We start from the raw sequence: 23,465 nt of genomic DNA, 5'->3' as shown, positions 1-23,465 counted from the left end.
AAGTCCGGAAGTAATGAAGCAAAACCATCCGAAAATAGAATAGGTAAGAAGGAGATACCCAATGCATTTGAGTATCTCTTTTTGATTTTATGGGTGACAGAGTAACTTGTGGAAATTTAGATAAGTCAGATTTTTAAACGCTGTTAACATACATTACAAATTAAAATGTTGACAAAGTTAAAAGGTGATGTTAAATTGTTTGAAAATACAGAATCAAATGGAGGGATCGAAATGCAACAAACCCAAAGGCAGCCTTGGATCAATGCGGGTACACTGACATCCATCCAAGAGAAGGGCCACAAGTTGATCCACGGCGGGATCGTCGTGTTTTATCATGAGGAGAAGGTTTATGCGGTCGACAATCGCTGTCCGCATATGGGATTTCCCTTGCATATGGGTAGCTTGTGTGAAGGGATACTCACCTGCCATTGGCATCATGCGCGCTTTGATGTTTGCAGCGGTGGAACGTTGGATCTGTGGGCGGACGATGTTCCATCCTATGAAGTAAAACTTGAAAATGGAGTAGTTTGGGTGAATCCACATCCAAAACAGACGAACAGCGTTGAGAAATACAAACGCCGGTTGCGAGAAGGCCTGGAACAAAATTTGGGTCTCGTGATTGCCAAAGCCGTTGTCGGATTGGTGGAAGCCGGCGTTCCAGCAACGGAAATCATGCAGGTAGGCATAAATTTCGGTACTGTGCATGGGAGAAGCTGGGGTTCGGGACTCACGATTCTTACCGCGATGGCCAATGTACTGCCAAAGCTAGATAAAGCAGGAACGATTCTCGCTCTTTATCAAGGGTTGCTTCATGTGGCGCGCAACAGCTCCGGTGCCGCGACTCGGCATCTGCTTAAGCCACTACCGGAGGCTAACGTGCCGTTTGAGCGGCTGACGGAATGGTACCGCAGCTGTATCGAGGTGCGCGACACTCAAGGGGCAGAAAGAGTATTGCTCACGGCGATCCACCAAGGGGCTTCGCTGGAGATGCTTTCGGAGATGATGTTGATGGCGGCGACTGACCACTTTTATTTAGACGGCGGCCATACGTTCGATTTCCATAATAAAGCCTTTGAAGCGATTGGCCTTATCGGCGAGGAGCACACCGAGCAGACACTGACCTCACTGGTTCGGCTCCTCGCCAATCCGACAAGGAGCGAGGAACTTCACCAATGGCAGTCGCCAGTGAATCTGGTCGCTCCGCTAAAGGAAGCTTTCGCTCTACTGGATAGCCTCCCTCTGGCCAAGCCCTATAGAGAGATATTCGTAGCGGAAGAGAAGAAAATGGTGGAACAGCTGTTAAGTGACAAACCACTCGAAACAGTGAGCCTTGTGACAGAGCTATTGAAATCCGGTGCACATCCGGCGCAACTGGCCCAATTGGTTGCTTTAGCCGCAGCTGAACGAATCGTGCGCTTCCATACCCAGAATGATTTCGGGGATTGGATCTCCGTTTTGCATACCTTTACCTATTCCCATGCCGTGCATGAGCGATTGCGCCGATCTACCCATCCGCTGCTCATTCGGGCCATCTACCACGGGCTAATCAGAATTTATTTGGATCGCTTTTTGAATATCCCTGCGGCACCCCGCCCGGATGGCTCGGCCGTCCCAGCCGTTGACACTACCTATCCGGAGCGATTGCTGCAAATTTTGGATCTACGCCAGCAGGTGAACGAATCGGCACGCTGGACAGCGGGATATCTGCACGCCGGCGGCGACCCTGACGCCCTGCTTAATACGTTGGGCCATGCGCTATTACGCGAGGACGCCGAATTCCATTCGTTTCAAATGTATGAAGCAGCGGTCGCCGAATTTGAGCGCTGGACAATACGTAGCGATGATTTTGCCGCTCGCGCTGGTGAAACAATGCTTCTGGCGGCAACCCGCTATTTGGCGGCGCATGCACCCACCCCTCGTGAACTTCCACATATCGCCCGAATTGCCACTCGACTGCACCGGGGCGAACGGCTATTTGAAGAGGCGTAATCTAAAAGAGTTGATGAATACCGAGAAAAAAGAGTATTAATCTAAAATAGCAGAGGAACTCCTGAATCGCAAAAAGGAGTTCCTTTTTCGTTTGAACGTCTGCATGGGTTATTTGAAAGGAGAGGATTGGACTCCACGGAATTTTAAATAGGCTGAGAATAAATATGTCAAGCAGGATACTGCCAACCACTGTGAGCCAGAAGCCGTCCACAGATACAAGGTGAAGGGCAAGGTCCAGACAAAGGCAATCAAAATCACCGGCACTGAAATAAATGAGGTAATTAGCGCAAAGAAGGCTGGTAGGACAACTAAGAGTATGAGCAAGAAATCAAGTCCTTTAAAAGCATCGCCATAAATATAGCCATAGGAGACAAGCAGGGCAAGTACTGATCCTGTGAATCCGACAAGGAAACCGACAAAGGATAACCAGTTGGTAAACATCTGTTTTCGCCTCCTGATTTTCTTACATCGTAACATTTGTTAGATAAATAGGGGGTAAATTCCAGAAGCATTTACACACCAAAATGAAGGATAAACTACATTTTTAGAGATGTATTGAAGTGTTTTGTTTCAAAAGATATACTATTCTCAAAATTACTCACAAATTGATGACAAAGGAGCTTCAGTATGGAGCAGCATGTGAAGGAACGAATTCGGAAGCAATATGGGAATCTGACAGCCAGCCAAAAAATCATATCCAAGATCGCGATCGAAAAGCCAAGCTTACTGGCTATTCATACAGCCAAGAAGATTGCTGAGCTGACGAATACGAGTGAGGCTACCGTTATCCGTTTTTGTTACGCATTAGGGTATTCCGGATATACCGAGCTCCAGGACGAGATCAAGAAATCACTCTTAGTCGGGGAGCAAAAAAAGGGTCCATTCCAAAAATACCGTGATACCGAAGGCACGCTCAGCCGCGACAATTATGCACACCAGGTCATCGAAACAGATATTGCTTATTTGCAGCAAAGCTTGCAGCAACTCGATTACGGTCTGCTTCAGCAAGCTATCGACCATATTATTCGCGCAAATCGCATTGTGGTGGTCGGTTTCCGCTGGTGCCATATTCCAGCCAAATGGTTGTTCTCCTCGTTGAATGCGATCAAGGGAAACACGCATTTGTATACCGGAGCAGTGGATAATGCCGACTATTTCCTCACAGAGAGAGAGCAGGAATGGCTTGTCATCGCAATTTCCTTTCCTCGCCACCCGAGCGAAACAGTGGCAATGGTTCATTCTGCAAAAGAGCTGGGAGCCAAAATCTTGGCGATCACAGAAGGAGAGCTGTCTCCAATCAGTCAGGCAGCCGACCTGCTTTTGAAAATTACGACACCACAGCCTGTTGCGACAAGTGGCATGCCGACGCTCTTTTCTATTCTCAATGTCTTGATCCAGGGGGTGATGGTACACGATTCGGAAAATGTGCAAAAACGATTGCAGCACTATGACGAAATCAGCTCAAAGCTGTATTCATTCGCCGGAGACGAGGAAGAGGATTATTCGATTTTTTGAATGAGCCATATAGGGATAATCAGCCCCAAAACAGTAGTGAACAGGAGGAGCACGCCAAAATGACACGACCGATTCTTTTTGCAGCAACAGGTGACAGCTTTATTACACGCAATCTTCCTTACAAGGACCAGGCATTTCGAGAGGTGTCTCGCTTACTCCATCGAGCAGATGTACGTATCGCCAATCTGGAAACAACGGTCCATGACAATGAAGGCTACCCAAGCGCTCAAAGTGGGGGAACATGGGCAATGTCACCTCCTTCCGTATTACACGTCATGAAGGATTACGGCTTTAATCTGATCGGCTGGGCTAACAACCACACGTTGGACTATTTGTATGGCGGGTTGGAAGCTACCGAACGAAATCTGAATGAATTCGGCTTTGTTCACGCTGGAGCGGGTAAAAATTTGGCAGAGGCTGGTGCCCCTCGGTATTTGGAATGTGAATCTGCCAGAGTGGCTCTCATCGCTGCTACCTCTACCTTTCATCCGTGGTGGGCAGCAGGAGACCAACGACCGGATAGTATCGGGAGACCGGGCATCAATCCGATGCGCTATATCATGACGCACCATGTACAGGAAGACAAGCTGAAGCAGCTGCAAGCGATTTCTGAATCCACAGACATTAATGCCTTCAACAAACTATTAATTGAGGAAGGCTTTATGAATGATCCTGGCAAAGACATCTTTCTTTTTGGGAACTCTCGCTTTGTTGTAAGCGATGAAGAAGGAACGAGTACACAGCCGCATCCGCGTGACCTGCAGCGCATCGTAAAAACGATCAATGAAGCAAAGCAGCGCGCGGACTACGTTATCATCAGCATACATGCACATGAGATGAAGGGAGAAGCCAAGGAAGTTCCAGCCGATTTCCTGCCGACCTTTGCAAAGGCTTGTATTGATGCTGGCGCACACGCCGTAGTGGGACACGGACCGCATCTGTTGCGCGGCATTGAGATCTACAAGAACAGACCGATTTTTTACAGTCTGGGCGACTTCATTTTCCAAACCGAGGCGGTTACGAGTCAGCCTGCTGATTTTTATGAGCACTATGGCTTGGACCACACGCACACAGTTGCCGACGCCTTGAATGCAATGAGTGCGAACTATACGCGAGGATTATGCGTTCATCGAGAAGTGTGGGAATCAGTTGTTCCTCTGTGGAAAATGCAGGACGGGGAGCTAGTTGAGATCGAGCTGCACCCGATCGAGCTTGGATTCAATTTGCCTGTGCATCGGATGGGCTGGCCCAAAATAAGTGCGGATACACGCATTTTGGAAGACCTTCAGGCTTTGAGTGCCCCATACGGTACTGAAATCAAGATGGAAGGGGGAATCGGGCGAGTGGTCCTTAGGTAAGTTTGCGATCCCTATTACCTTTCACACTGATCACACAGGAACAGCTGTCAGCTTGTCTGCGAAAATGGAGCCGGCCATTGGTGCGAAAGAAATCATTTTTACCCGTGTCTGATTGATCTTGTTAATGAATGGAGTGATACGCATGATGGCCAGAATTACGATGTTAATGCTTTTTGTGCTTTACATGATTAACTACGCAGACAAAACGATTGCAGGCTATTCGGCTGTTCCGATCATGGAGGAATTTTTTCTGACACAAAAGGAATGGGGCCTGGTTGGAAGCAGCTTCTTCTGGTTCTTCTCAATCGCAGGGATTTTGGGAGCTGCCTTATCTGATCGAATCGGTACGAAAAAGATGCTGGCAATTATGGCGATTTCCTGGACGGTCATCCAGTTTGGGGCATGCGTGATTGCTGGCCTGCCGATGCTGGTGCTGGCGCGGGTGCTCTTAGGTATTGGTGAAGGTCCATTCTGGGCGACTGTCGTCAGTCACTTAAACAAATGGTTTCCCGAAGAAAAGCGTGGTCTCGTCTATTCTACGGTCAACTTTGGCGCATTCGTCGGAGCCGTTGCTTCAGCCCCATTGCTCGTTTCGTTAATTGATTCTAACGGTTGGCGCTTTGCCTGGGCATTCATGGGCGCACTCAGCTTGATCTGGTTGATTATTTGGCTTGTAATTGGCAAGGAAAGGCCGCAAATCAGTATCACACCTACCAAAACAGAAGCACCGTCTCTTCCAAAAGCGAAATGGTCCGACATATCTGGAGTCTTGCTGTCATCTACTTTTATCCTTTGTTTTCTCATCTATTTCGCTCAAATTTGGGGTACGACGTTCGCAGCGGTATGGGAGCCCGTCTATTTGGTCAAGGTATTCGAATTAACGAATCAAGAAATGGCTTATGCAATCGCAGGAACAGGCTTACTCGCAGGCTTGATGACCATTTTCATTTCCTGGATGGGTGATCGATTGTATAAAAAGCATCGCAGCTATCGCAAGTCCTATGTCTTCATCGGCGGAACGTCAATTGTTTTGGGTGGGCTGTGCTTCTTCGCGGTGCCGTTCCTGCAATCAACCGCTCTCGTCCTTATTGCTCTTTGCCTTGGTAAAGGATTTGCTTTTTCGGTCGGTACAGCCGCATCGGTTATTGTCAGCAGCCTTTTGCCAGAGAGAACGGGTTTGCTTGTAGGAGTTTTGTCCAGTCTGGTAACCTTGGCAGGAATCATTTCCCCGCTCGTTACAGGCTCGATTGTTCAAGCCGCAGGTAATGTGGGAACAGGCTTTGGCAATGCGATGATCGTAAACGCACTCATTTTCGTAGTATGTGGCGCATTGTTCCTGATGTTTGCAAAACGAAACGAGCAAAAAAATGAGCTGGCTCCACCTATTACGAACGCTTCCTAGCAAAAAATGACAAATTACTTCTTTTTGGAAACAAATGCTTTATCCTGATTATTTCAAATGTTACAATTTTCAAAAGGGGGTAGATGTGTGATGTATCATTTAAATGAAAATCTGAAGCAAAGCGCTCAAAACTTCCCAGACCATCCCGCTTACATATTTTTGGGGGAGTCCACAACTTATGCTGAACTAGACCAGCAAGTTGATTATTTGGCTGCAGGACTTGCCAAACGCGGAATCGGAAAAGGTGACTCTGTCGCTTTGCTGCTGGATAACCGCCCACATTTTGTAAGCGCTTACTACGCGATTTTACGGGTGGGGGCGGCGGTAGTACCGATGAATCCCATCTACACACCTAGAGAGATCAGCTATATTTTGGCCAATAGCAAAACAAAAGCGGTTATTGCCTTGGCTGCACTGGAGCCAGTAGTGGCATCAGTCAAGGAAGACCTGAAAGATTTGGAGCTGTTCATCTACACGGAGCCAGTAGGCGATGAGCTGAGCATCGACCAGATCATACTGGAAAAGGAGACGGACTTCACTTCACCAGAGATGGGAGAGGACGATCTCGCTGTCATCCTGTACACCTCTGGTACGACTGGCCAGCCAAAAGGAGCAATGCTCTCCCACCGCAATATGGCTTCGAATGCCGAAGCAATGGGCATCCTTTTTGAGCTGACGCCACAGGATCGAATGGTCTCTGTCTTACCGATGTTCCACGTGTTTTGTATGACGGTCTGCCTGAATGGCCCTGTGCGGTACGGTGCAACAATGTTGATCATACCGAGATTCCACCCTGTGGAGGTGATCAACACCATCCGTGAACAAAAAGCGACTTGCTTTGCCGGAGTGCCTACCATGTACAACTACATGCTCCAGGTTCCTACGGCAACAAAAGAAGACCTCGCTTCTATCCGACTGTGCTGCTCTGGTGGTGCTGCGATGCCAGTAGAGCTGCTCCATAAATTCGAAGCAAAGTATGAAAAGATCATTCTGGAAGGGTATGGTCTGTCCGAAGCGGCGCCGGCTACCGCGTTTAATCCGCTGCGAGGAACACGTAAGCCAGGCTCGATCGGGGTTGATATACCTGGCGTCACAAACAAGATTTTTGATCCCGAGGGGAACGAACTGCCTTGTGGAGAAGTAGGAGAGCTCGTCGTCAAAGGTCCAAATGTCATGATCGGTTACCTGGGATTGCCAGAAGAGACGAATGCCGCTCTCAAGGACGGCTGGCTCTATACCGGAGATTTGGCACGGATGGATGAAGAGGGCTATGTATATATCGTCGACCGGAAAAAAGATATGATTTTGGTAGATGGGTACAACGTCTATCCACGTGAGGTAGAAGAAGTGCTCTACCAGCATCCGGCGATTATTGAAGCGGCTGTCATCGGCGTCCCGGACGAGGTGCATGGTGAGGCGGTCAAAGCGTTCGTGGCTCTAAAGGAAGTTGCCGTTTCCCAAGAAGAAATCGTATCCTTTTGCCAGGACAAACTAGCCAAATACAAAGTACCTCGGCAAGTAGAAATTGTCACCGAGCTGCCGAAAAACAGTACCGGAAAAATTTTGCGCCGTTCACTGCGAAAATAGTGAATGACAAAAAAACCAGTTTAAAACATCGTGTTGTTTTAAGCTGGTTTTCTATCTGTAGAAGCGCATAGGCTTCACTCCTGACGCAAATGGCAAGCGAGCTGCACCTTCAACAAATCTGCCGGCTGGTGCAGATCGATAGCAAGCAGCTCTTCAATACGTTTTAAACGCTGGTACAAGGTATTGACGTGGATGTGCAATTCGCGAGCTGCTTGCTGGGGGGACTGACTGCATCTCATATACGTAAGCAGTGTGTGCTCAAGCTCCTGATACTTTTCCTGTCCTTCCCAAAGCGGCTCAAAGACATCGCGGATGAATGCGTCAATATCTTCCTGAGATTGATTAAGTATCAAGCGATTTATACCCAGATCGCTATAACGGACAACACCTGATCGACCTCGATTCACCAAATAATGTGCTGCTTTTTTGGCTTCCTCAAAGCTCTTTCCAATCTGCTCCAAGTCAGAGACGACACTTCCTGCCCCTATGGAGAGGGATACTTGTTTTTCTAGCTCCCATTCTTGAACGGCATCAGAGAGACGTTCGATCACTTCTTTTACCTCTAGCGAATTCGATGGCGTCAATAGAATTGTAGCGTGATTATGAAATCCATAGATTAAAACCTGGCTGCTCGCAAAGTCCCATTTCCAGCGAGTAACGAGCCTGTGAATGTTGGCTTCAAGCAAGGACAGATCGTGCGAACGGCTTAAATACGCATAAATAACCCAATAGTCTCCATGTGGCGAAAGTCCAAATCCTCGCGCGCGTTCGAATAGCTCGCTGCCTTTGCTGATGATCAGCTCTTGAAAAATGTCATGTGCACGCTTGTACAAAACGGAGCTGAGTGATTGTTTTTTCACCAAATCTAGGGTAAGGACTGCACTTCCTTGCTCGATTGTCACACGCTCCAGCTCAGATAGATGACGCTCCTTGATCAAAATAATGAGACAACCTAGAAAAACACTGCCGTTTGTTAGCGGATATACGTAGCAGGACTGCTGGCGATTTTTCTGACCAGAAAATAACTGCACGAGGATCGGGTGCCTTTTGCCCGCGAGCAAGGCAGACAGCTCATCCCAGCTAAACAGGATCGGACTTTCCGCTGGATAATATCGCTGCTCCAGCCAATCGGCAAAAAAGACCTGCTTGGCAGTCATTCTGCCCAGTGCTTTCACAATAGTCTCTGTGCCTTTATTTTGCAGAGACAGCTGTTTGATGGACTCGTGAATTTTGTTTCGCTTGACGAGATCATCATGCTTTACTCGCAGCTGTTCACTAATCGCAGCCATGTTTTGATAGGCCTCTCGTGATTCCGCATACAGTCTCGCATTTTGCAGCGCAATGGAGGTTTGATCAGCAAAGCCCTGAAGGAGGGCAAGATCGTAGTTGGAAAACACATTTTCCTGATGAAATTGATGCAGAACAAGAACGCCGATTCGTTTTTGTTCCAAAGAGATGGGAACGCATAAGAGTCCAGTCAAGCTGTGAAGTGCTTTTGCGTCATTCAGCGATTCAAAGTTATCTTGAGACAAATCGATCATAGCCTGTGAGGTTTCGGGATGGGTACGATACATTCTTGGCTGTCCATCCTGAAAAACCTTGCCTGCAATCGATTCGCCAATGCGTAATTTAAAATTACGGTAAACGGTGTCGTGAAAGCCAACCGTTGCCTTCGGTACGAGCCGATCAATGTCGGCATCATACAAGTGCAACAGACCGGCATCTGCAGCGGGAATTACCGCCAGCGCATTACTGATAATATCGCGAATGATGCTTTCCACATCCAATGTCGCAGAAATCGAATGGATTCCTTGCAAGAGCTTGGTCCATTCCTGACTTTTGGTCTCGATCATTTCTTCTGCTACGAATAATTGAAAGGCAAGCCAAAGAATCTCCCATTGCTCAGAGGTAAGAGAAATAGGGGAGAAATCGGATTTTTCCCGCACGACTACTGCTTGTCCTTCCTCGGAAAAAAAGAAGCGGAGGTAGCAGAGGTCTGCTTGTTCTTCATAAAGATAACGATCTACACCTGCATGAAAAGACACTTCGTCAGGCTTGTGTGTATGGATGCTCTCTACTTCTTCTTTCGGTACGGATGAATAAGAAAGCTGGAGATGGCGATCACGTGAGCCTTGTACCCATATAGAGAATGGAGTGCCCGCAAAGTATTGGTGCAGCTTGGATAACAAGTAATCAAATGCATTCAACTTATTCCCCACCTTATAGAGGTTGTTCAAAAAGTCGTCTTTTGATCACGAAGGAGTCCTGAAAGCTTATTCGACATCGAAAATGGCGTTCACCTTCGAAGTCCGGTGCTCATGTAGTTTGCCTACACTCCGCTCCTCCTTCGTACGTCTCTCGCCATTTTCTCGGTGCTGAAAAGCCAACTTTTTGAACACGCACGTATAGAGATATACACATAAATAAAAGTGATTCTGTGTGTGTACCCACATTGTATGTAGTATTTTGAATTTATACAATACTCTTATAAGACCAAAGAGTAGGTGGGGGATTATATGACAGCGACATACCAGAACTATATTAATGGAGAATGGGTAGCGAGCCATACAGGTCAAGTATTTGCGAGTACCAACCCTGCACAAACAGCTGAGGTTCTCGGTTACTTTCAAAAATCAGATGGGGCAGATGCCCGTGTAGCGATTGAAGCTGCTGCGAGTGCTTTTGACAAGTGGTCAAAAACGCCGGCACCTTTGCGAGGCGAGTTTCTGTTCTCTTTAATACACCTCTTAGAAAAGCACAAAGAAGAATTGGCTGAAACGATCACCCGTGAGGTAGGAAAAACATTGCGGGAAGCTCGCGGTGAAGTGAATAAAACGATTACATCGATGAAGCAGCTGACAGGCGAGGCTACTCGTTTGACAGGACAAACCGTACCCTCCTTTGATGAGCGAGTCATTGGCTATACGGTACGGGAACCAATTGGCGTTTTTGCGATCATCGCACCATGGAACTTTCCTTTGGGAATCGGCTTGTGGAAGATCGTTCCAGCGATCATTGCAGGCAACACGGTCGTTTTTAAACCAGCGAGCAACACTTCGCTTATTAGTGTAAAGCTGGTTGAGTTGCTGATCGAAGCGGGGGTTCCTGCAGGAGTCGTCAATCTGGTAACGGGACCAGGCTCAGTCATCGGCGATGAGCTAGCGAATAATCCGTTGATCAAAGGAATTTCCTTTACAGGCTCCTCCGAAGTCGGCTTGTCATTGGGACAAGCTGTAGGAGCGCGAGGCGGCAAAATTCAGGCAGAAATGGGTGGAAAAAACCCAGCGATTATTTTAGCAGACGCAGACATCAATTTGGCTATCGATTGTATCGTCACCAGCGGCTTTTTTGACAATGGACAGCGTTGTACGGGTACGAGCCGTGTGCTGGTAGTTCCAGAGGTAGCCGAACAGGTGAAAGCCAAATTAATCGAACGGGCGAAGAGCATGAAGATCGGAGATGGCTTTGATCCAGAGAGCAATAACGGTCCAGTCGTTGACGAGCATCAGCTAAACCTGTATCTCCATTACGTGCAAAAAGGGATCGAAGAAGGTGGCGTGCTGGAATGCGGTGGTAAGCGTCTGGTCGACGGAGACCTGGCAAATGGCTATTTCGTTGCGCCAACGGTCTTTACCGGAGTGACCCAAGAGATGACAATCGCCAAGGAAGAAATTTTTGCTCCGGTTATCGCGGTCATCGATGTGGAATCGTTCGAGCACGCCATGGAGATCGCAAACCAAGTGGAGTTTGGCTTGTCATCCACGATCTTCACCAACGACCTGCAAAAGGCCTTCCAATTTGTAAAGGGCATCCAATCAGGTGTTACACACGTCAATATGCCTTCTACGCATTTTGAATCGCAGTTCCCGTTTGGCGGCAAGAAGATATCTGGTCTGGGTCCGAGAGAGCAAGGGGAGTCGGCACTCGATTTCTACATCGAGACCAAAACGGTCTATATTCGCGCATAAGCCTGTAGAGAGTAGGGGGAGCAAGTATGGAAGCGATTGGAGTCATTGGCATTGGAGCAATGGGCAAGGGAATGATCGGTAGTTTGTTGAAAAAGGGCTATCATGTTTACGCGTATGATCCAAGTCCAGCCGCGCAGCAGTGGGCGAGTGAGCAAGGGGCTCATGTGGTAGCTTCACCGCAGGCTGTAGGATGCGTCACCCGAGTCGTATTTACTTCTTTACCGGGTCCAGAGATTGCCCAGCAGGTGATGCTTGGGGAGGACGGACTCTACCAGACACTGCCCGAGGGCAGCTTCGTTTTCGATACGAGCACGATTGATCCAGCAACAGCCAAGCGATTGAACCAATCAGCGCTGGAAAAACAAATCTACTATTTTGATTGTCCAGTAAGCGGAGGACCGGCAGGCTCTGCGGCAGGGACATTAACGATCATGGTTGGCGGAGATGAGTCCAAGCTTGAGGCGATTATGCCGTATCTGCAATTGATCGGGAAAGAGATTTTCTATTTGGGTGAATCCGGATCGGGTCAGGTCGCCAAGCTTTGCCACAATTCCGTCGTGGCGGTAATTACGACTGCATTGGGAGAAGCTCTGACGGTAGGGGCAAAAGCAGGAGTCGATCCACATAAACTCGCCGCCGTTATCGATAAAGGCTCGGCTCACAATCGTGTCCTGTCCGTATTCGGTCCGAATATTTTGTACGGTACCTATGAAAAATCAATCTTTTCGCTGGATCACATGCACAAAGACCTGCAGCTGTACGCGGCAACAGCGAGGGAACAGCAAGTGCCGGTTTTGGTTGGCTCGACCGTTGCCCAAATGTATGAGGCGGCAAAAGCACAAGGCAAGGGAAGCTGGGATTCCTCCGCAGTTTGCACAGTTACAGAAGAGCTGGCGAATGCGACGGTGGCTAGATAAGATTATACGGAAAGTCGATGGTTCTTGTTTTAGGACCGTCGACTTTTCATTTTTTTGTCCATATTCTTAATTGTTTGCGAATAATCATTTTGCCCCCCAAGAAAAACGAGTCACGATCAGAAAGCTTCGGCAATAACGGTCCGAGGCTTTTTAGGATGTGGTCAGAGGATAATTAGAATGTCTCCGATTTTATGTGGTGGAAAAAAGGTCGTTGACATGACACTAAAAGGTGTCGTATTATCGAAATGACACTAAATGGTGTCCAATTGAAAGCAAGCCATTTGAAAGGTTGAAAACCTGAATAAGTTTCGTTTTAAACCATTCATGAGGGGGAGACGAATGAGCAAGACGATCAGCGCAGCAATAACTTCGCGAGCAGAAACACAGCCCAGAGGAAAAATGATTGCTTATTGGACAGTCACATTCTTACTCGCAGCCACGGTTATGTTAAGTGGTATTGGTCAACTAATGCAATATGGCGGAAATCTTGAGTTAGTGACGAATCTTGGTTACCCAATATACGTCTTGACCATTCTCGGGATGTGGAAAATGCTAGGAGCTATCGCTCTCGTCATGCCAGGTTTTCCTCGACTTAAAGAATGGGTTCACGCTGGTATCTTCTTTTTAATGACGGGTGCGGCATTATCTCATGCTTTTGCTAACGATTTTGGTGAGTACGGGTTTCATATTATCCTTCCGCTTTTCTATGCCGTACTAAATATCGCCTCGTGGACACTGCGTCCGAAGAGCCGTAAACTTTAGGGAGGTGGTGAAATCAACGGCTGTCCCTTCGTAGCAGCAAATAGATTTCTCCTGCAGAACATCATATTTTTGGAGGGAGTGTCGTGAGCGAGAACAACCAGTTACGGGATGTGTTTGACGCGATTGCAGATCCAACAAGGCGCCGACTGATTCGCCTGTTGGCAGGGGCAGGGGAGATACCGCTTCATGAATTAACAGCACAGTTTCAAATGGGGCGAACAGCGGTATCCAAGCATTTAACCATCCTTAAAGAAGCTGGACTGGTACTGGACCGAAAAGTCGGCAGAGAAACGCGATTTAGGCTAAACGCCACGCCACTCAGAGAAATTCAGGATTGGGTAGCTTTCTACAGTCAGTTTTGGAGTACGAATATGTTGCGCTTGAACCAACTATTAGAGGAGGAAGAAGAATGAGTTTAACATTATCCTTGGATTTTCAGTACAAGACGTCAATTGAGAAGCTTTGGTCCGCTTTAACCGATTCTAGTAAGCTTGCCAAATGGGTGGTCAATAACCACACTGGTCAGCCGATGGAAAATGATTTTAAACCTGTCGTAGGACACCATTTTCAGTTTCGCACTCAGCCATCCGAATATTGGGATGGAATTGTTGACGGTGAGGTGCTCATCGTAGACGAACCAAACAAGTTGTCCTATACGTGGGCCAGTGGAGGAGAGAAGCACACGGTCACCTGGACACTGGAGGATGTAGGGGAAGGAAAGGTTAATCTTCATCTCGAACAAACCGGAATCTCAAATGCCCAAGCACTAGGCGGAGCTAAGTATGGCTGGAGTAAATGGTGCGGTGAGCTTGAAAAAATGTTGGAACAATAACCGCATTCAACAAGAAATCAGATAAATAGAAAACCTTCCATTTGATGCAAACGAGAATGAATGCCCAAATGGAAGGTTTTGTTATGCTAATTTTTGCGATCAGGATAATCTGAGCGTGGAAAAAGCATTCAGATTTTTGCCATAAAGTGCATAATGGTACTAAGTATGATATATTTTTTACAGAACTAAAGAGGATAATTGTGGTAATTCAGTAAAAAACACTCAATCTATTGAATCGTCCAAGGAGAGTGGAACCAGATGTTTACGTATGATCGCTCTTTGCCTTTAGATTTTGAAGAATCTTCATGTATTGAAAAAGAAGGTTATACGATTAGAGACGTGTCTTATTTAAGTCCGTATGGTGGAAAAGTACCTGCTTATTTGGTCGTTCCCACTTCCGACGGACCTTTCCCGGCAGTTATTTTTATGCATCCGGGTCAAGGCAATCGAACATCGTTTCTGCCTGAAGCTGAGGCTTTAGCTTTAAAAGGTGTAGTTTCTCTATTGATCGCTGCCCCCGCCACGCGAAATCATCCACCAAAAGATTTAACCGAAGAACAGATATTAAATCTTGTTATAGAGACAATAACGAGCATTCGACAATATACCCAGACAGTCGTTGATATTCAGAGGGGGATTGACCTTCTTTATCGTTTTGAAAATATTGATGTAAAGCGTCTTGCCTATATTGGTCATAGTTTTGGTGCTACTTGGGGTGGAGTCCTTGCTGGAATGGAAGAACGAATTAAATCATACGTTTTGATGGCTGGATTCGCCAGTGTATCTGAGTGGCATAAAACGAGTGAACATCCATTTGCAGTCCTGATTCGTACAAAGTTAACAAAAGAGAAATTTAATGAATTTATTTCTGAATTGGAACCATTGGATGCGGTCCATTACATAAAAAAAGCTACACCTGCATCACTGTTATTTCAATTTGTTCACGATGATGAATTTGTGCCGAGTAATCAAGCGGATACATTCTATTCTACAGCAAGTTCACCAAAGGAAATTTCTTGGTATGAAACGGACCATCTTTTTGCGAATTGTGATGCTGCCTATCAAGACCGTACGCGGTGGATTATTAAGCAGTTAGGACTTACTCATCTATAAACTTACAAAATGTAGATGATATAATATTCTGAAGCTGAACATATTGTGGGTGAATTTAACTTCATCCTTTTTTTGTTGCAAAAAAGGGAATCAATCGCTTGACAGGGGGGATGCAAGAGGTGTTTTGGAAGAAAGAAACGCAGCTTGATCGAATAAAAAACAAGCTCGAAGGTGCACTGCGCAAAGATGCAGCTTTATTGGTGTTTGGAGCATCTTCACACAAGTACAAGGTGAATGAAAAGCTTACAGCAAAAGAACTTGCAGACTGGCAAGAAAAGCATAACGTCACACTTCCGGAGCCATATGCACAATTTTTAACGAAGGTCGGAAATGGTGGTGCCGGCCCGTATTACGGGATGTATTCAATTGAACAAGCAACTTCCTATACCGATACAAATGCACTCACTACAAAGTGCGTTTTGCACCCAAGAATGACAAAAGAGGAATGGAATCATCTGACCGAGTCCCTGATCAGTGATGAAGACATCTCTGACCTGGAATACGACGCAGCCCGTGATATGGTGATGGGGGGCATGCTGTGCATTGGTACTCACGGCTGTGAATACGATATGTATCTCGTCCTCGAAGGGAAGCACAGGGGAAAAATCGTTTATACTTCAGATTTCTATTCTGATCATCCCTTTTTCTTTGTCTATGAAGACAACTTTTTGGACTGGTATGAGCGCTGGCTGGACGAAATTATTTTGGATTATGATATCGGGTGGTTCGGAAGCAGAATGCCGGGTGATGAAAATGCGTTGATACAGGTTTATCAAAACGCCACAGACGAAGAAATAAAATCAAACGCGCTTCAGGGAATGTTCAAGTTTAAGAACATCTCGCAACCAACGATTGATTTTTTAAAAAGCGTTGCGGAGCAAAGTAAAAATGATCGGACCACAGCTATTCAGCTAATCTGCAAAAACTCTTTTGATGAGGGTAGAGGCTTTATTCGCGAGCTGTTGCACTCTAACAGAAATGAGGATTTTTTAAAAGCTTTACATGTTATGAACTGGTACGGCAAAGCTTTTGATTTAACCGAGTTTATAAAGGTGATATTGCAAAGTCATGACAGGGTTCAGGACGCGGAAACGTTACGTCATGTGGGGTATGTTTTGGAAGCCTCAGGCATGATTACCCTCAAAAACTTTGCGCCATTTTTGTGTCACACCGATTCGGATATACAAATTGCAGCAATCTATGCCACGAGCAAATGCAATAACAAAACGGAAAACTGGGAAACCATTGAACAGATGTTAATGAATAGCGACAAGGAGGTTATGAAAAACACCATCTTATTTTGGGGCGTTGTCCCTCATAAGGAATTATTGCCGTATTATAAGGCTGCATGGCCAGAATATAAAGGCAATATTCATTTCAGGGAAAAATTTATAGGTTGTTTGAAAGAATTACATTTGCCAGATGATTATTTTGACAAAGAATAGGAGGGATCATGTTGCAGGAGTTCTTTAACGAAATGATAAAGCAGGACGTAAAGCCGTTCTTGTCCAATCAAGGCTTCGCAAAGAAGAGTTTGAATTTTTATAAGATGTCAGATAGCCTCATCTACATGATTCATTTTCAAAAATCGTCTGGTAATACAGCGGACAATGTAATGTTTTATGTCAACTGTGGAATTTATGCAGCAGAGTTGGCTCAGATACAATCGAGAGAGATACTGACGTCCCCAAAAGAGTCGGAGTGTCACTTCAGATCCAGAATTAGGGAAATTACTGAGACTGTTCCAGATCGCTTTTCAATCAGTCCTGATACGAATATGGAAGATTTGAGAAGAATACTGCTTGGTGGATTAGCTGAGGTTATTCATTTCTATGAAACGATGACCAGTGCCAGATCCATCGTTGACTATTACACGTCAGGTCCATTTTTACATCTAGGCGAAGAGAGCTTTCATTTGCTGTTGCAATCCAATGATGTAGCAGCTGCTAATCATTATTTGAAGGCTTTACATAAAAAGCATGGATCAGAAAATCGATGGATCATATTTGAAAATAAATACAAGGCTATCTTCAATAAATACGGGGTAGAATTTGAGGCGGACGCTTTGTGACCGCTCAATCAGGTTTCATACTTCTCCGTTTTATGGAAGACAGACTAGCTTCATTCAATGCTGCAGGCAATTCACAGTTAGAACCTAACCAAAAGTCACCATGACGCTCCATGACCAGTACATTCCCGCAGCGGTAAAACGTATGAGTAGATCCTTCTTCTTTGGGGCTCGTATAATACCCATTTATCCACAACTCTTCAAGCGGCTCATCGTACTCTGGTGGATCAACATGATTTTGACGAATACTTTGAGCTAACGAATGACTACCTGTAAAAATGTAACGATATTTCATGTATATTGTTGGTTTTAAAACGGTTTCAATGCTATAATGGGGGCAGAGAAGATTATTGATGTCAGGGTAATGTGCATTGCCGCTTACATCCTGATCTCCTCCATTTGGCATGGCGGGATGGATAACTGGTATCATAGATGCTTAGTCATTAACCCACCATAAAACGGTTTGTGCAAAATCATGCACAGATTGTTTTGTGGTGGGTTTTTATTTATCTATTGGAGGTTACGTCTAGATGAAACAAGTGAGCTTTGAATTAAATGGAACGAGGCACCAAACAGAAGAGGGCACTCGTATTCTGGATTATTTGCTTCGGCAGGATATCGAACATCCACACGTCTGTTACTCTTCTGAATTAGGTCCGATCCAGACTTGTGATACATGTATGTGTGAAATAGATGGGAAAATCATGCGCGCCTGTTCTACCCAAATTCAAGATGGCATGAAGATTCTTACTTCTTCTGAGCTGGCAAAAAATGCGCAACGGGAAGCGATGGACCGGATTCTTGAAAACCACATGCTCTACTGTACAGTTTGCGACAACAACAATGGAAACTGTCGCGTTCATAACACGGTGGAATTGCTGGAAATTGAACATCAGCAACGTCCTTTCCGTGAAAAAGGCTATGAAGTAGACATGTCACATCCTTTCTATCGATATGATCCAAACCAATGCATCTTATGTGGGCGTTGTACAGAAGTTTGCCAAGATTGGCAAGTGAATGAAACGCTGACCATTGACTGGGAACGAGAAATGCCGCGCGTGATTTGGGATGACAACAAATCGATCAACGAATCATCCTGTGTATCCTGCGGTCAATGTGTAACTGTATGTCCATGTAATGCCTTGATGGAAAAATCCATGCTCGGCGAAGCAGGCTTCATGAGCGGCATGGAAAGCGACTTGTTGAATCCGATGATTGACCTGATCAAAAAAGTGGAGCCAGGCTATAGCAGCATTTTTGCCATCTCGGAAATGGAAGCGGCTATGCGCGAAACGAAAATTAAGAAAACGAAAACCGTATGTACGTTCTGCGGTGTAGGCTGTTCGTTTGAAGTGTGGACCAAAGACCGAAAAATTTTAAAAGTAGAACCAAGTCCTGAAGCACCAGTGAACGGAATTTCCACTTGTGTGAAAGGGAAATTCGGGTGGGATTTCGTCAATAGCGATCAGCGATTAACCAAGCCACTTATTCGACGCGGGGATGCGTTTGTAGAAGCTACGTGGGATGAGGCACTGGATGTCGTTGTGAACAGACTAGGTACCATTAAAGACACCTATGGCCCTAATTCGCTTGGATTTATTTCTTCCTCCAAGTTCACGAATGAGGAAAACTACCTGATGCAAAAAACAGCTCGCCAACTGTTTGGAACGAATAATGTAGACAACTGCTCGAGGTACTGTCAGTCGCCAGCTTCTTGGGGACTCCAGTATACAGGCGGAATTGGCGGAGACTCGGGAACTATTCAGGACATCGCAAAAGCTGGTTTGGTCATCTTGATGGGCTGTGCGCCAGCTGAAGCACATCCCGTACTCGCTACCAGAATCAAACGCGCGAAAAAATTGAATGGTCAAAAACTCATCACAGTTGATTTGCGCAAACACGAGATGGCAGAACGGGCAGATTTGTTCATCCGTCCAAAACAAGGAACCGACTATGTTTGGTTAGCTGCCGTGTCTAAATATATGATCGACCAAAATTGGCATGATGCCGCGTTCATCCAGGAGCATGTCAACTTTTATCCGGAATTCGTAGAATTGATTCAAAAGTATACGTTGGAATTTGCAGAAGAAGAAACAGGGATTTCCAAAGCGACGTTGATCCAAATCGCGGAAATGATTCGCGATGCTGACGGTACAGCCATTTGCTGGGGAATGGGTGTCACGCAAAATGCGGGTGGCTCCTATACCTCGACGGCCATTGCAAACCTATTGCTGATCACTGGAAACTTCATGAGACCAGGTGCAGGAGCGTACCCGCTGCGCGGACATAACAACGTACAAGGTGCGGCTGACATGGGAACCATGCCAAACATTTTCCCAGGGTATCAACCGGTTACGAACGATGAGATTCGTGCTAAATTTGAGGCAGCTTACGGCGTGAAAATTCAAGCACAGCCAGGTCTGGACAACATCCAAATGCTGGAGGCAGTAGATCGTGGCGAGCTTCGTGCAATGTACGTCGCAGGTGAAGACATGGCATGGGTAGATGCAGACTCCAACCATACGCAAGACATGCTTGCCAAGCTCGACTTTCTCGTGGTGCAGGATGTTTTCTTAAGCAAAACGGCGCAGTTTGCAGACGTTGTTTTGCCAGCGGTTCCGTCGCTTGAAAAGGATGGCACCTTTACCAATACCGAACGTCGTGTACAACGCCTGTATCAGGTGCTTGAGCCTGTCGGCGATAGCAAACCTGACTGGTGGATTTTCAGCCAGCTTGCGAAAAAGATGGGCTATGATTGGAACTATAGCCATCCGAGCGAAATTTTCGATGAAATGGCATCACTGACTCCGTTCTTCTCGCAATGTAATTACGAAGTGCTAGAAGGCTGGAACAGCTTTAGCTGGGGATCTCCTGATGGAAGCAACACTCCGCTGCTGCATACCAAAGGATTCAACTTCCCTGACAAAAAAGCACGTCTGGCGCTGTTCGATTATATTCCGCCAGCCAAGTTCCCGGAAGAGTATGATCTGACGCTTGATAATGGACGCTTGCTTGAACAGTTCCATGAAGGAAATCTCACAAACAAGTCCAAAGGTATCCAGTACAAACTCCCAGAAGTGTTTGTGGAAGTTTCTCCGGAGCTAGCTGAAGAACGTGGACTCTCTGACGGAACATTGGTCCGTCTCCTGTCTCCTTATGGAAAAATCAAGCTCCGTGTGCTTGTGACGAGCCGAATGAGTGGAAAAGATATTTATGTTCCGATGCACTCCGCGAGTCATGAGAGCGCTGTGAATCTGCTAACGGGTGGAGCAGTTGATGTGCAGACGCATACTCCTGCCTACAAGCAGGTCAAAGTACGTATGGAGATTCTTGAGGAAAAAGGAAAATCGCCACTTCCGGCGTATAATCCTCGTTATGCCAAGCGCAATCCACAGCTCGGCGTACAAGTGGAACGCAAATGGGCAAGAGAAGATTACAAGCCGATTGCAGATGTGAATGTTGCGGTAGATGTAAGAGGGGGTAGAAAGTAATGGCGAGTCCTATTACGAAAATTGTCCAACCGACACTCTCAGAGAGTGAAAAGCAAAATCAAACGGTCGAAGCCATCCTCCAATTACTTGCGAAAAATCCGGAAGGAATCCAGGAAACGATCAAATTACTCCAAGAGCTGCATGATAGTGGTGTCTTGGGAGCACTTACTGCAGCAGTCGAAGCAAAGGAAGAGCTTGCGAAAATCGTCGTAGGGCAGATGGTGCGTCCTCCTGTTACGAATATCATTAATAATGCAATGGCTGCAGCAGGCGGACTTGCCGAGCTGGAGCCAGAAATGACGCAAAAGCTGATGAAGGGTGTTTCCAAGGGGTTGCAAAAAGCGGACGAGGGACTTCACTCTGGTCAAAAGGTTGGCATCATGGATTTGATGAAGGCGTTATCCGACCCAGACATAAATCGGGCGATCGGCTTTGGCATCAACTTGTTAAAAGGAGTAGGTGAGGGCTTAAAGGAATCCTGATGCTTTTCTCCGAATTCTATAAGATGGAAGGAGATAAGCCATGTCAAAACAGTTGGAGCATCAATTCAGCATGCTCGTTCGAGAGATTCGCAAGGAATATGTGGGCAACGGGCCCAAAGAAATTTTTACGCGTTTCGTGGATACCTGGGCGATTAGTGAGATGAAAGGGAATCTGACGAACGTAGAAAAATTTATGATCACCTCAAATGAAGGCAGAAGAATGGTTCATGATGCGCGTACGAAATTGGTGAAAAAGATCTATACCAATCCAGAGGTAGTGACAAAGCTCGAAGATTTGATGAAGGCAAAAATCGTACGCATTTTTTCCGATATAAATATCGAAGAGGATATCGCCATGACCGTATTTGTATTCGATAGAGCACTTGATTCCAAATAGAATTGCTTTAACCTAAACCAATAATGGAGTCAGTCTGACACTTGCGTTTGAGTGTTTGGCTGGCTCCTTTTTTTGCGGATTTCTCGTCATTTCCCCCAGAAGCCAGCAAACGAAGCTTAAAAAGCTTATTTAAGAAAAACGTAAGACTTATCCTACGATTTTTTTCAATAGTTTCTCCTATTCTTATCAGGACAACAAGCTTACAGGAGGGATTTGTTATGGAGAAAAAAATCGTTGCAATCTTATTTGGGGGAAGATCCAACGAGTACGAAGTTTCGTTAATCTCTGCAGCATCGGTGATTGAGCATATCGATAAAGAAAAATACAATCTAGTGCTGGTTGGCATCACGAAAGAGGGAGAATGGCTCAGGTACTGCGGCAGTACCCAGGATATTCGCGAAGACCGCTGGCATGCACATCCGAGCTGCATCCCGTCCTTTATTTTGCCGAGTCGATCAACACGAGGACTCATAGAGCTCGTGCAAATAGAATATCACCTGATTCCGATCGATATCGTTTTTCCCATCTTGCATGGACGAAATGGAGAGGACGGAACTATACAAGGCCTCTTAGAGCTTGCGGGTATTCCGTATGTGGGATGTGATATGCTGTCCTCCGCTATCTGTATGGACAAGGATATCGCACATATACTCGTGCAGGCTGCTGGTATCGACACCCCACGTGCGATAACGGTCTATCCGGATGACTATAAGGAAAAAGCGATGCAAGCTGCAGAACGATTCGATTTCCCTCTGTATGTCAAACCGGCAAAATCCGGGTCATCGATCGGGATTACAAAAGCACACACTCATAAAGAACTGATAGAAGGCATTGTACTTGCGTTTATATATGATCACAAAGTCGTGATCGAACAAAATATCGAAGGCTTTGAAGTGGGGTGCGCTGTTCTTGGGAATAAGAACCCTCGCTCAGGTGTAATCGATGAAATTGAGCTTGCGGACGATTTTTTCCATTTCACAGAAAAATATTCCTTGCAAACGTCAAAAATTCATTTGCCTGCTCGTCTAGACGCTGAAACATCGAACAAGGTTAGAGAGACAGCCATGCTCATTTACCGAACACTCGGCTGTAAAGGCTTTGCGAGAGTAGATATGTTTCTCACACCAGATGGAAGGGTTGTATTCAACGAGGTCAATACGATACCCGGGTTTACCTCGAATTCCAGATATCCAAATATGCTGCGTGCAAGCGGTATTTCTTATCCGCAAATACTCGACGAGCTGATACATCTTGCACGGGAGCAGAGATGATCATGACTCGTAAAAAATTGCTAGCTGTTTCCGATGATGAAATTCGTTTGGACCGATCTGCTATTCATTACGGGCATCTCATCCTGGTTAACCGAGAGCATCCAGTGCAATTGAAAGAGTCATCTCTGGATCTTTTTCCAATAATTTACATTCGCTCATTTGATGAAAATGTTCAGTTGTTCCTCGAGAAAACATGCTTGCAACAGCTTTTCGCGTTAGTTACTACATGCAAGGGCTGTGTTTGGCAAAATAAAAGTACACTCTTTGGCAACCGAAAAGTGCAGACCATTTCCGAAAATGAAAAAAGCCTTGC

At 46.0% G+C, this 23,465-nt stretch carries 20 protein-coding genes and 1 pseudogene; 18 read left to right on the top strand and 3 right to left on the bottom strand.

The features are described from left to right. Nucleotides 1–231: 231 nt before the first annotated feature. On the top strand, nt 232–1,989 hold the full coding sequence (locus tag SB752_RS28555) for a Rieske (2Fe-2S) protein (protein ID WP_410718849.1): 1,758 nt from the start codon (nt 232–234) through the stop codon (nt 1,987–1,989). Between the two features lie 108 nt (nt 1,990–2,097). On the opposite strand, the gene SB752_RS28550 is transcribed toward SB752_RS28555, so the two are convergent. Then, entirely contained in the window at nt 2,098–2,430 is a 333-nt protein-coding gene (locus tag SB752_RS28550; protein ID WP_410718848.1) for a hypothetical protein, read from the bottom strand. A gap of 186 nt (nt 2,431–2,616) precedes the next feature. Here SB752_RS28550 and SB752_RS28545 point away from each other — a divergent pair, with 186 nt between their 5' ends. The 4 genes from SB752_RS28545 (at nt 2,617) to SB752_RS28530 (ending at nt 7,851) form a co-directional block, all read left to right on the top strand. Beyond that, nucleotides 2,617–3,504 (top strand): MurR/RpiR family transcriptional regulator, encoded by an 888-nt coding sequence (locus SB752_RS28545; protein ID WP_410718847.1) that lies wholly within the window; start codon nt 2,617–2,619, stop codon nt 3,502–3,504. Nucleotides 3,505–3,563: 59 nt separating this feature from the next. Beyond that, complete coding sequence (locus SB752_RS28540; RefSeq protein WP_410718846.1) at nt 3,564–4,862, top strand: CapA family protein; 1,299 nt, start codon at nt 3,564–3,566, stop codon at nt 4,860–4,862. A 142-nt stretch (nt 4,863–5,004) separates the two neighbouring features. Continuing rightward, on the top strand, nt 5,005–6,264 hold the full coding sequence (locus SB752_RS28535) for an MFS transporter (protein WP_410718845.1): 1,260 nt from the start codon (nt 5,005–5,007) through the stop codon (nt 6,262–6,264). Between the two features lie 90 nt (nt 6,265–6,354). After that, complete coding sequence (locus SB752_RS28530; RefSeq protein WP_410718907.1) at nt 6,355–7,851, top strand: long-chain-fatty-acid--CoA ligase; 1,497 nt, start codon at nt 6,355–6,357, stop codon at nt 7,849–7,851. 74 nt (nt 7,852–7,925) lie between these two features. On the opposite strand, the gene SB752_RS28525 is transcribed toward SB752_RS28530, so the two are convergent. After that, nucleotides 7,926–10,058, bottom strand: coding sequence for a helix-turn-helix domain-containing protein (locus SB752_RS28525; protein WP_410718844.1), 2,133 nt, complete (start codon nt 10,056–10,058; stop codon nt 7,926–7,928). A gap of 309 nt (nt 10,059–10,367) precedes the next feature. Between SB752_RS28525 and SB752_RS28520 the strand changes: the two genes are divergently transcribed. The 8 genes from SB752_RS28520 (at nt 10,368) to SB752_RS28485 (ending at nt 17,514) form a co-directional block, all read left to right on the top strand. Beyond that, complete coding sequence (locus SB752_RS28520; protein ID WP_410718843.1) at nt 10,368–11,819, top strand: aldehyde dehydrogenase family protein; 1,452 nt, start codon at nt 10,368–10,370, stop codon at nt 11,817–11,819. Between the two features lie 26 nt (nt 11,820–11,845). Continuing rightward, entirely contained in the window at nt 11,846–12,736 is an 891-nt protein-coding gene (locus SB752_RS28515) for an NAD(P)-dependent oxidoreductase (RefSeq protein WP_410718842.1), read from the top strand. A gap of 339 nt (nt 12,737–13,075) precedes the next feature. Further along, complete coding sequence (locus SB752_RS28510) at nt 13,076–13,498, top strand: DoxX family protein (RefSeq protein WP_410718841.1); 423 nt, start codon at nt 13,076–13,078, stop codon at nt 13,496–13,498. An 83-nt stretch (nt 13,499–13,581) separates the two neighbouring features. Then, the gene (locus tag SB752_RS28505; RefSeq protein WP_410718840.1) at nt 13,582–13,911 is read left to right on the top strand and encodes an ArsR/SmtB family transcription factor; all 330 of its coding nucleotides are present in this window, start codon (nt 13,582–13,584) and stop codon (nt 13,909–13,911) included. Further along, nucleotides 13,908–14,330 (top strand): SRPBCC family protein, encoded by a 423-nt coding sequence (locus SB752_RS28500; protein WP_410718839.1) that lies wholly within the window; start codon nt 13,908–13,910, stop codon nt 14,328–14,330. Before SB752_RS28505 ends, SB752_RS28500 begins: the two co-directional genes overlap by 4 nt. Before the next feature lie 258 nt (nt 14,331–14,588). After that, complete coding sequence (locus SB752_RS28495) at nt 14,589–15,443, top strand: alpha/beta hydrolase family protein (protein ID WP_410718838.1); 855 nt, start codon at nt 14,589–14,591, stop codon at nt 15,441–15,443. Between the two features lie 119 nt (nt 15,444–15,562). Continuing rightward, nucleotides 15,563–16,888 carry an SMI1/KNR4 family protein gene (locus tag SB752_RS28490; protein ID WP_410718837.1) on the top strand — a complete coding sequence of 442 codons (1,326 nt, stop codon included), beginning with the start codon at nt 15,563–15,565 and terminating at the stop codon, nt 16,886–16,888. 8 nt (nt 16,889–16,896) lie between these two features. Next, a complete protein-coding gene (locus tag SB752_RS28485; protein ID WP_410718836.1) occupies nt 16,897–17,514 on the top strand; it encodes a DUF4304 domain-containing protein in 618 nt (205 codons plus the stop codon). A gap of 4 nt (nt 17,515–17,518) precedes the next feature. Here SB752_RS28485 and SB752_RS28480 read toward each other — a convergent pair whose 3' ends face one another. Continuing rightward, nucleotides 17,519–17,941, bottom strand: a complete 423-nt coding sequence (locus tag SB752_RS28480; RefSeq protein WP_410718835.1) for a hypothetical protein — start codon at nt 17,939–17,941, stop codon at nt 17,519–17,521. 100 nt (nt 17,942–18,041) lie between these two features. On the opposite strand from SB752_RS28480, the gene fdhF reads away from it, so the two are divergent. From fdhF to SB752_RS28455, 5 genes and pseudogenes are all read left to right on the top strand, one after another. Continuing rightward, nucleotides 18,042–21,002, top strand: a complete 2,961-nt coding sequence (gene fdhF, locus SB752_RS28475; RefSeq protein ID WP_410718834.1) for a formate dehydrogenase subunit alpha — start codon at nt 18,042–18,044, stop codon at nt 21,000–21,002. Continuing rightward, complete coding sequence (locus SB752_RS28470; RefSeq protein WP_410718833.1) at nt 21,002–21,484, top strand: helical membrane plugin domain-containing protein; 483 nt, start codon at nt 21,002–21,004, stop codon at nt 21,482–21,484. Before fdhF ends, SB752_RS28470 begins: the two co-directional genes overlap by 1 nt. A 40-nt stretch (nt 21,485–21,524) precedes the next feature. Further along, nucleotides 21,525–21,881 (top strand): Na-translocating system protein MpsC family protein, encoded by a 357-nt coding sequence (locus SB752_RS28465; RefSeq protein WP_410718832.1) that lies wholly within the window; start codon nt 21,525–21,527, stop codon nt 21,879–21,881. Nucleotides 21,882–22,099: 218 nt separating this feature from the next. Next, nucleotides 22,100–23,152 (top strand): D-alanine--D-serine ligase VanG, encoded by a 1,053-nt coding sequence (vanG, locus tag SB752_RS28460; RefSeq protein ID WP_410718831.1) that lies wholly within the window; start codon nt 22,100–22,102, stop codon nt 23,150–23,152. Between the two features lie 2 nt (nt 23,153–23,154). Continuing rightward, nucleotides 23,155–23,465, top strand: a pseudogene (locus SB752_RS28455) (hypothetical protein); the annotation flags it as partial.

Origin of the sequence: Brevibacillus sp. SIMBA_040 (genome assembly GCF_046535075.1) — a bacterium.
Taxonomy (GTDB): Bacteria; Bacillota; Bacilli; order Brevibacillales; family Brevibacillaceae; genus Brevibacillus.
This window is presented reverse-complemented; position numbering and strand designations above follow the sequence as displayed.

What these genes read in the sequence shown, in the direction of transcription:
- SB752_RS28555 (WP_410718849.1), top strand. Translation starts at nt 232, where the DNA reads ATGCAACAAACCCAAAGGCAGCCTTGGATCAATGCGGGTACACTGACA.
- SB752_RS28550 (WP_410718848.1), bottom strand. Translation starts at nt 2,430, where the DNA reads ATGTTTACCAACTGGTTATCCTTTGTCGGTTTCCTTGTCGGATTCACA.
- SB752_RS28545 (WP_410718847.1), top strand. Translation starts at nt 2,617, where the DNA reads ATGGAGCAGCATGTGAAGGAACGAATTCGGAAGCAATATGGGAATCTG.
- SB752_RS28540 (WP_410718846.1), top strand. Translation starts at nt 3,564, where the DNA reads ATGACACGACCGATTCTTTTTGCAGCAACAGGTGACAGCTTTATTACA.
- SB752_RS28535 (WP_410718845.1), top strand. Translation starts at nt 5,005, where the DNA reads ATGATGGCCAGAATTACGATGTTAATGCTTTTTGTGCTTTACATGATT.
- SB752_RS28530 (WP_410718907.1), top strand. Translation starts at nt 6,355, where the DNA reads ATGTATCATTTAAATGAAAATCTGAAGCAAAGCGCTCAAAACTTCCCA.
- SB752_RS28520 (WP_410718843.1), top strand. Translation starts at nt 10,368, where the DNA reads ATGACAGCGACATACCAGAACTATATTAATGGAGAATGGGTAGCGAGC.
- SB752_RS28515 (WP_410718842.1), top strand. Translation starts at nt 11,846, where the DNA reads ATGGAAGCGATTGGAGTCATTGGCATTGGAGCAATGGGCAAGGGAATG.
- SB752_RS28510 (WP_410718841.1), top strand. Translation starts at nt 13,076, where the DNA reads ATGAGCAAGACGATCAGCGCAGCAATAACTTCGCGAGCAGAAACACAG.
- SB752_RS28500 (WP_410718839.1), top strand. Translation starts at nt 13,908, where the DNA reads ATGAGTTTAACATTATCCTTGGATTTTCAGTACAAGACGTCAATTGAG.
- SB752_RS28495 (WP_410718838.1), top strand. Translation starts at nt 14,589, where the DNA reads ATGTTTACGTATGATCGCTCTTTGCCTTTAGATTTTGAAGAATCTTCA.
- SB752_RS28485 (WP_410718836.1), top strand. Translation starts at nt 16,897, where the DNA reads ATGTTGCAGGAGTTCTTTAACGAAATGATAAAGCAGGACGTAAAGCCG.
- SB752_RS28480 (WP_410718835.1), bottom strand. Translation starts at nt 17,941, where the DNA reads ATGATACCAGTTATCCATCCCGCCATGCCAAATGGAGGAGATCAGGAT.
- fdhF (WP_410718834.1), top strand. Translation starts at nt 18,042, where the DNA reads ATGAAACAAGTGAGCTTTGAATTAAATGGAACGAGGCACCAAACAGAA.
- SB752_RS28470 (WP_410718833.1), top strand. Translation starts at nt 21,002, where the DNA reads ATGGCGAGTCCTATTACGAAAATTGTCCAACCGACACTCTCAGAGAGT.
- SB752_RS28465 (WP_410718832.1), top strand. Translation starts at nt 21,525, where the DNA reads ATGTCAAAACAGTTGGAGCATCAATTCAGCATGCTCGTTCGAGAGATT.
- vanG (WP_410718831.1), top strand. Translation starts at nt 22,100, where the DNA reads ATGGAGAAAAAAATCGTTGCAATCTTATTTGGGGGAAGATCCAACGAG.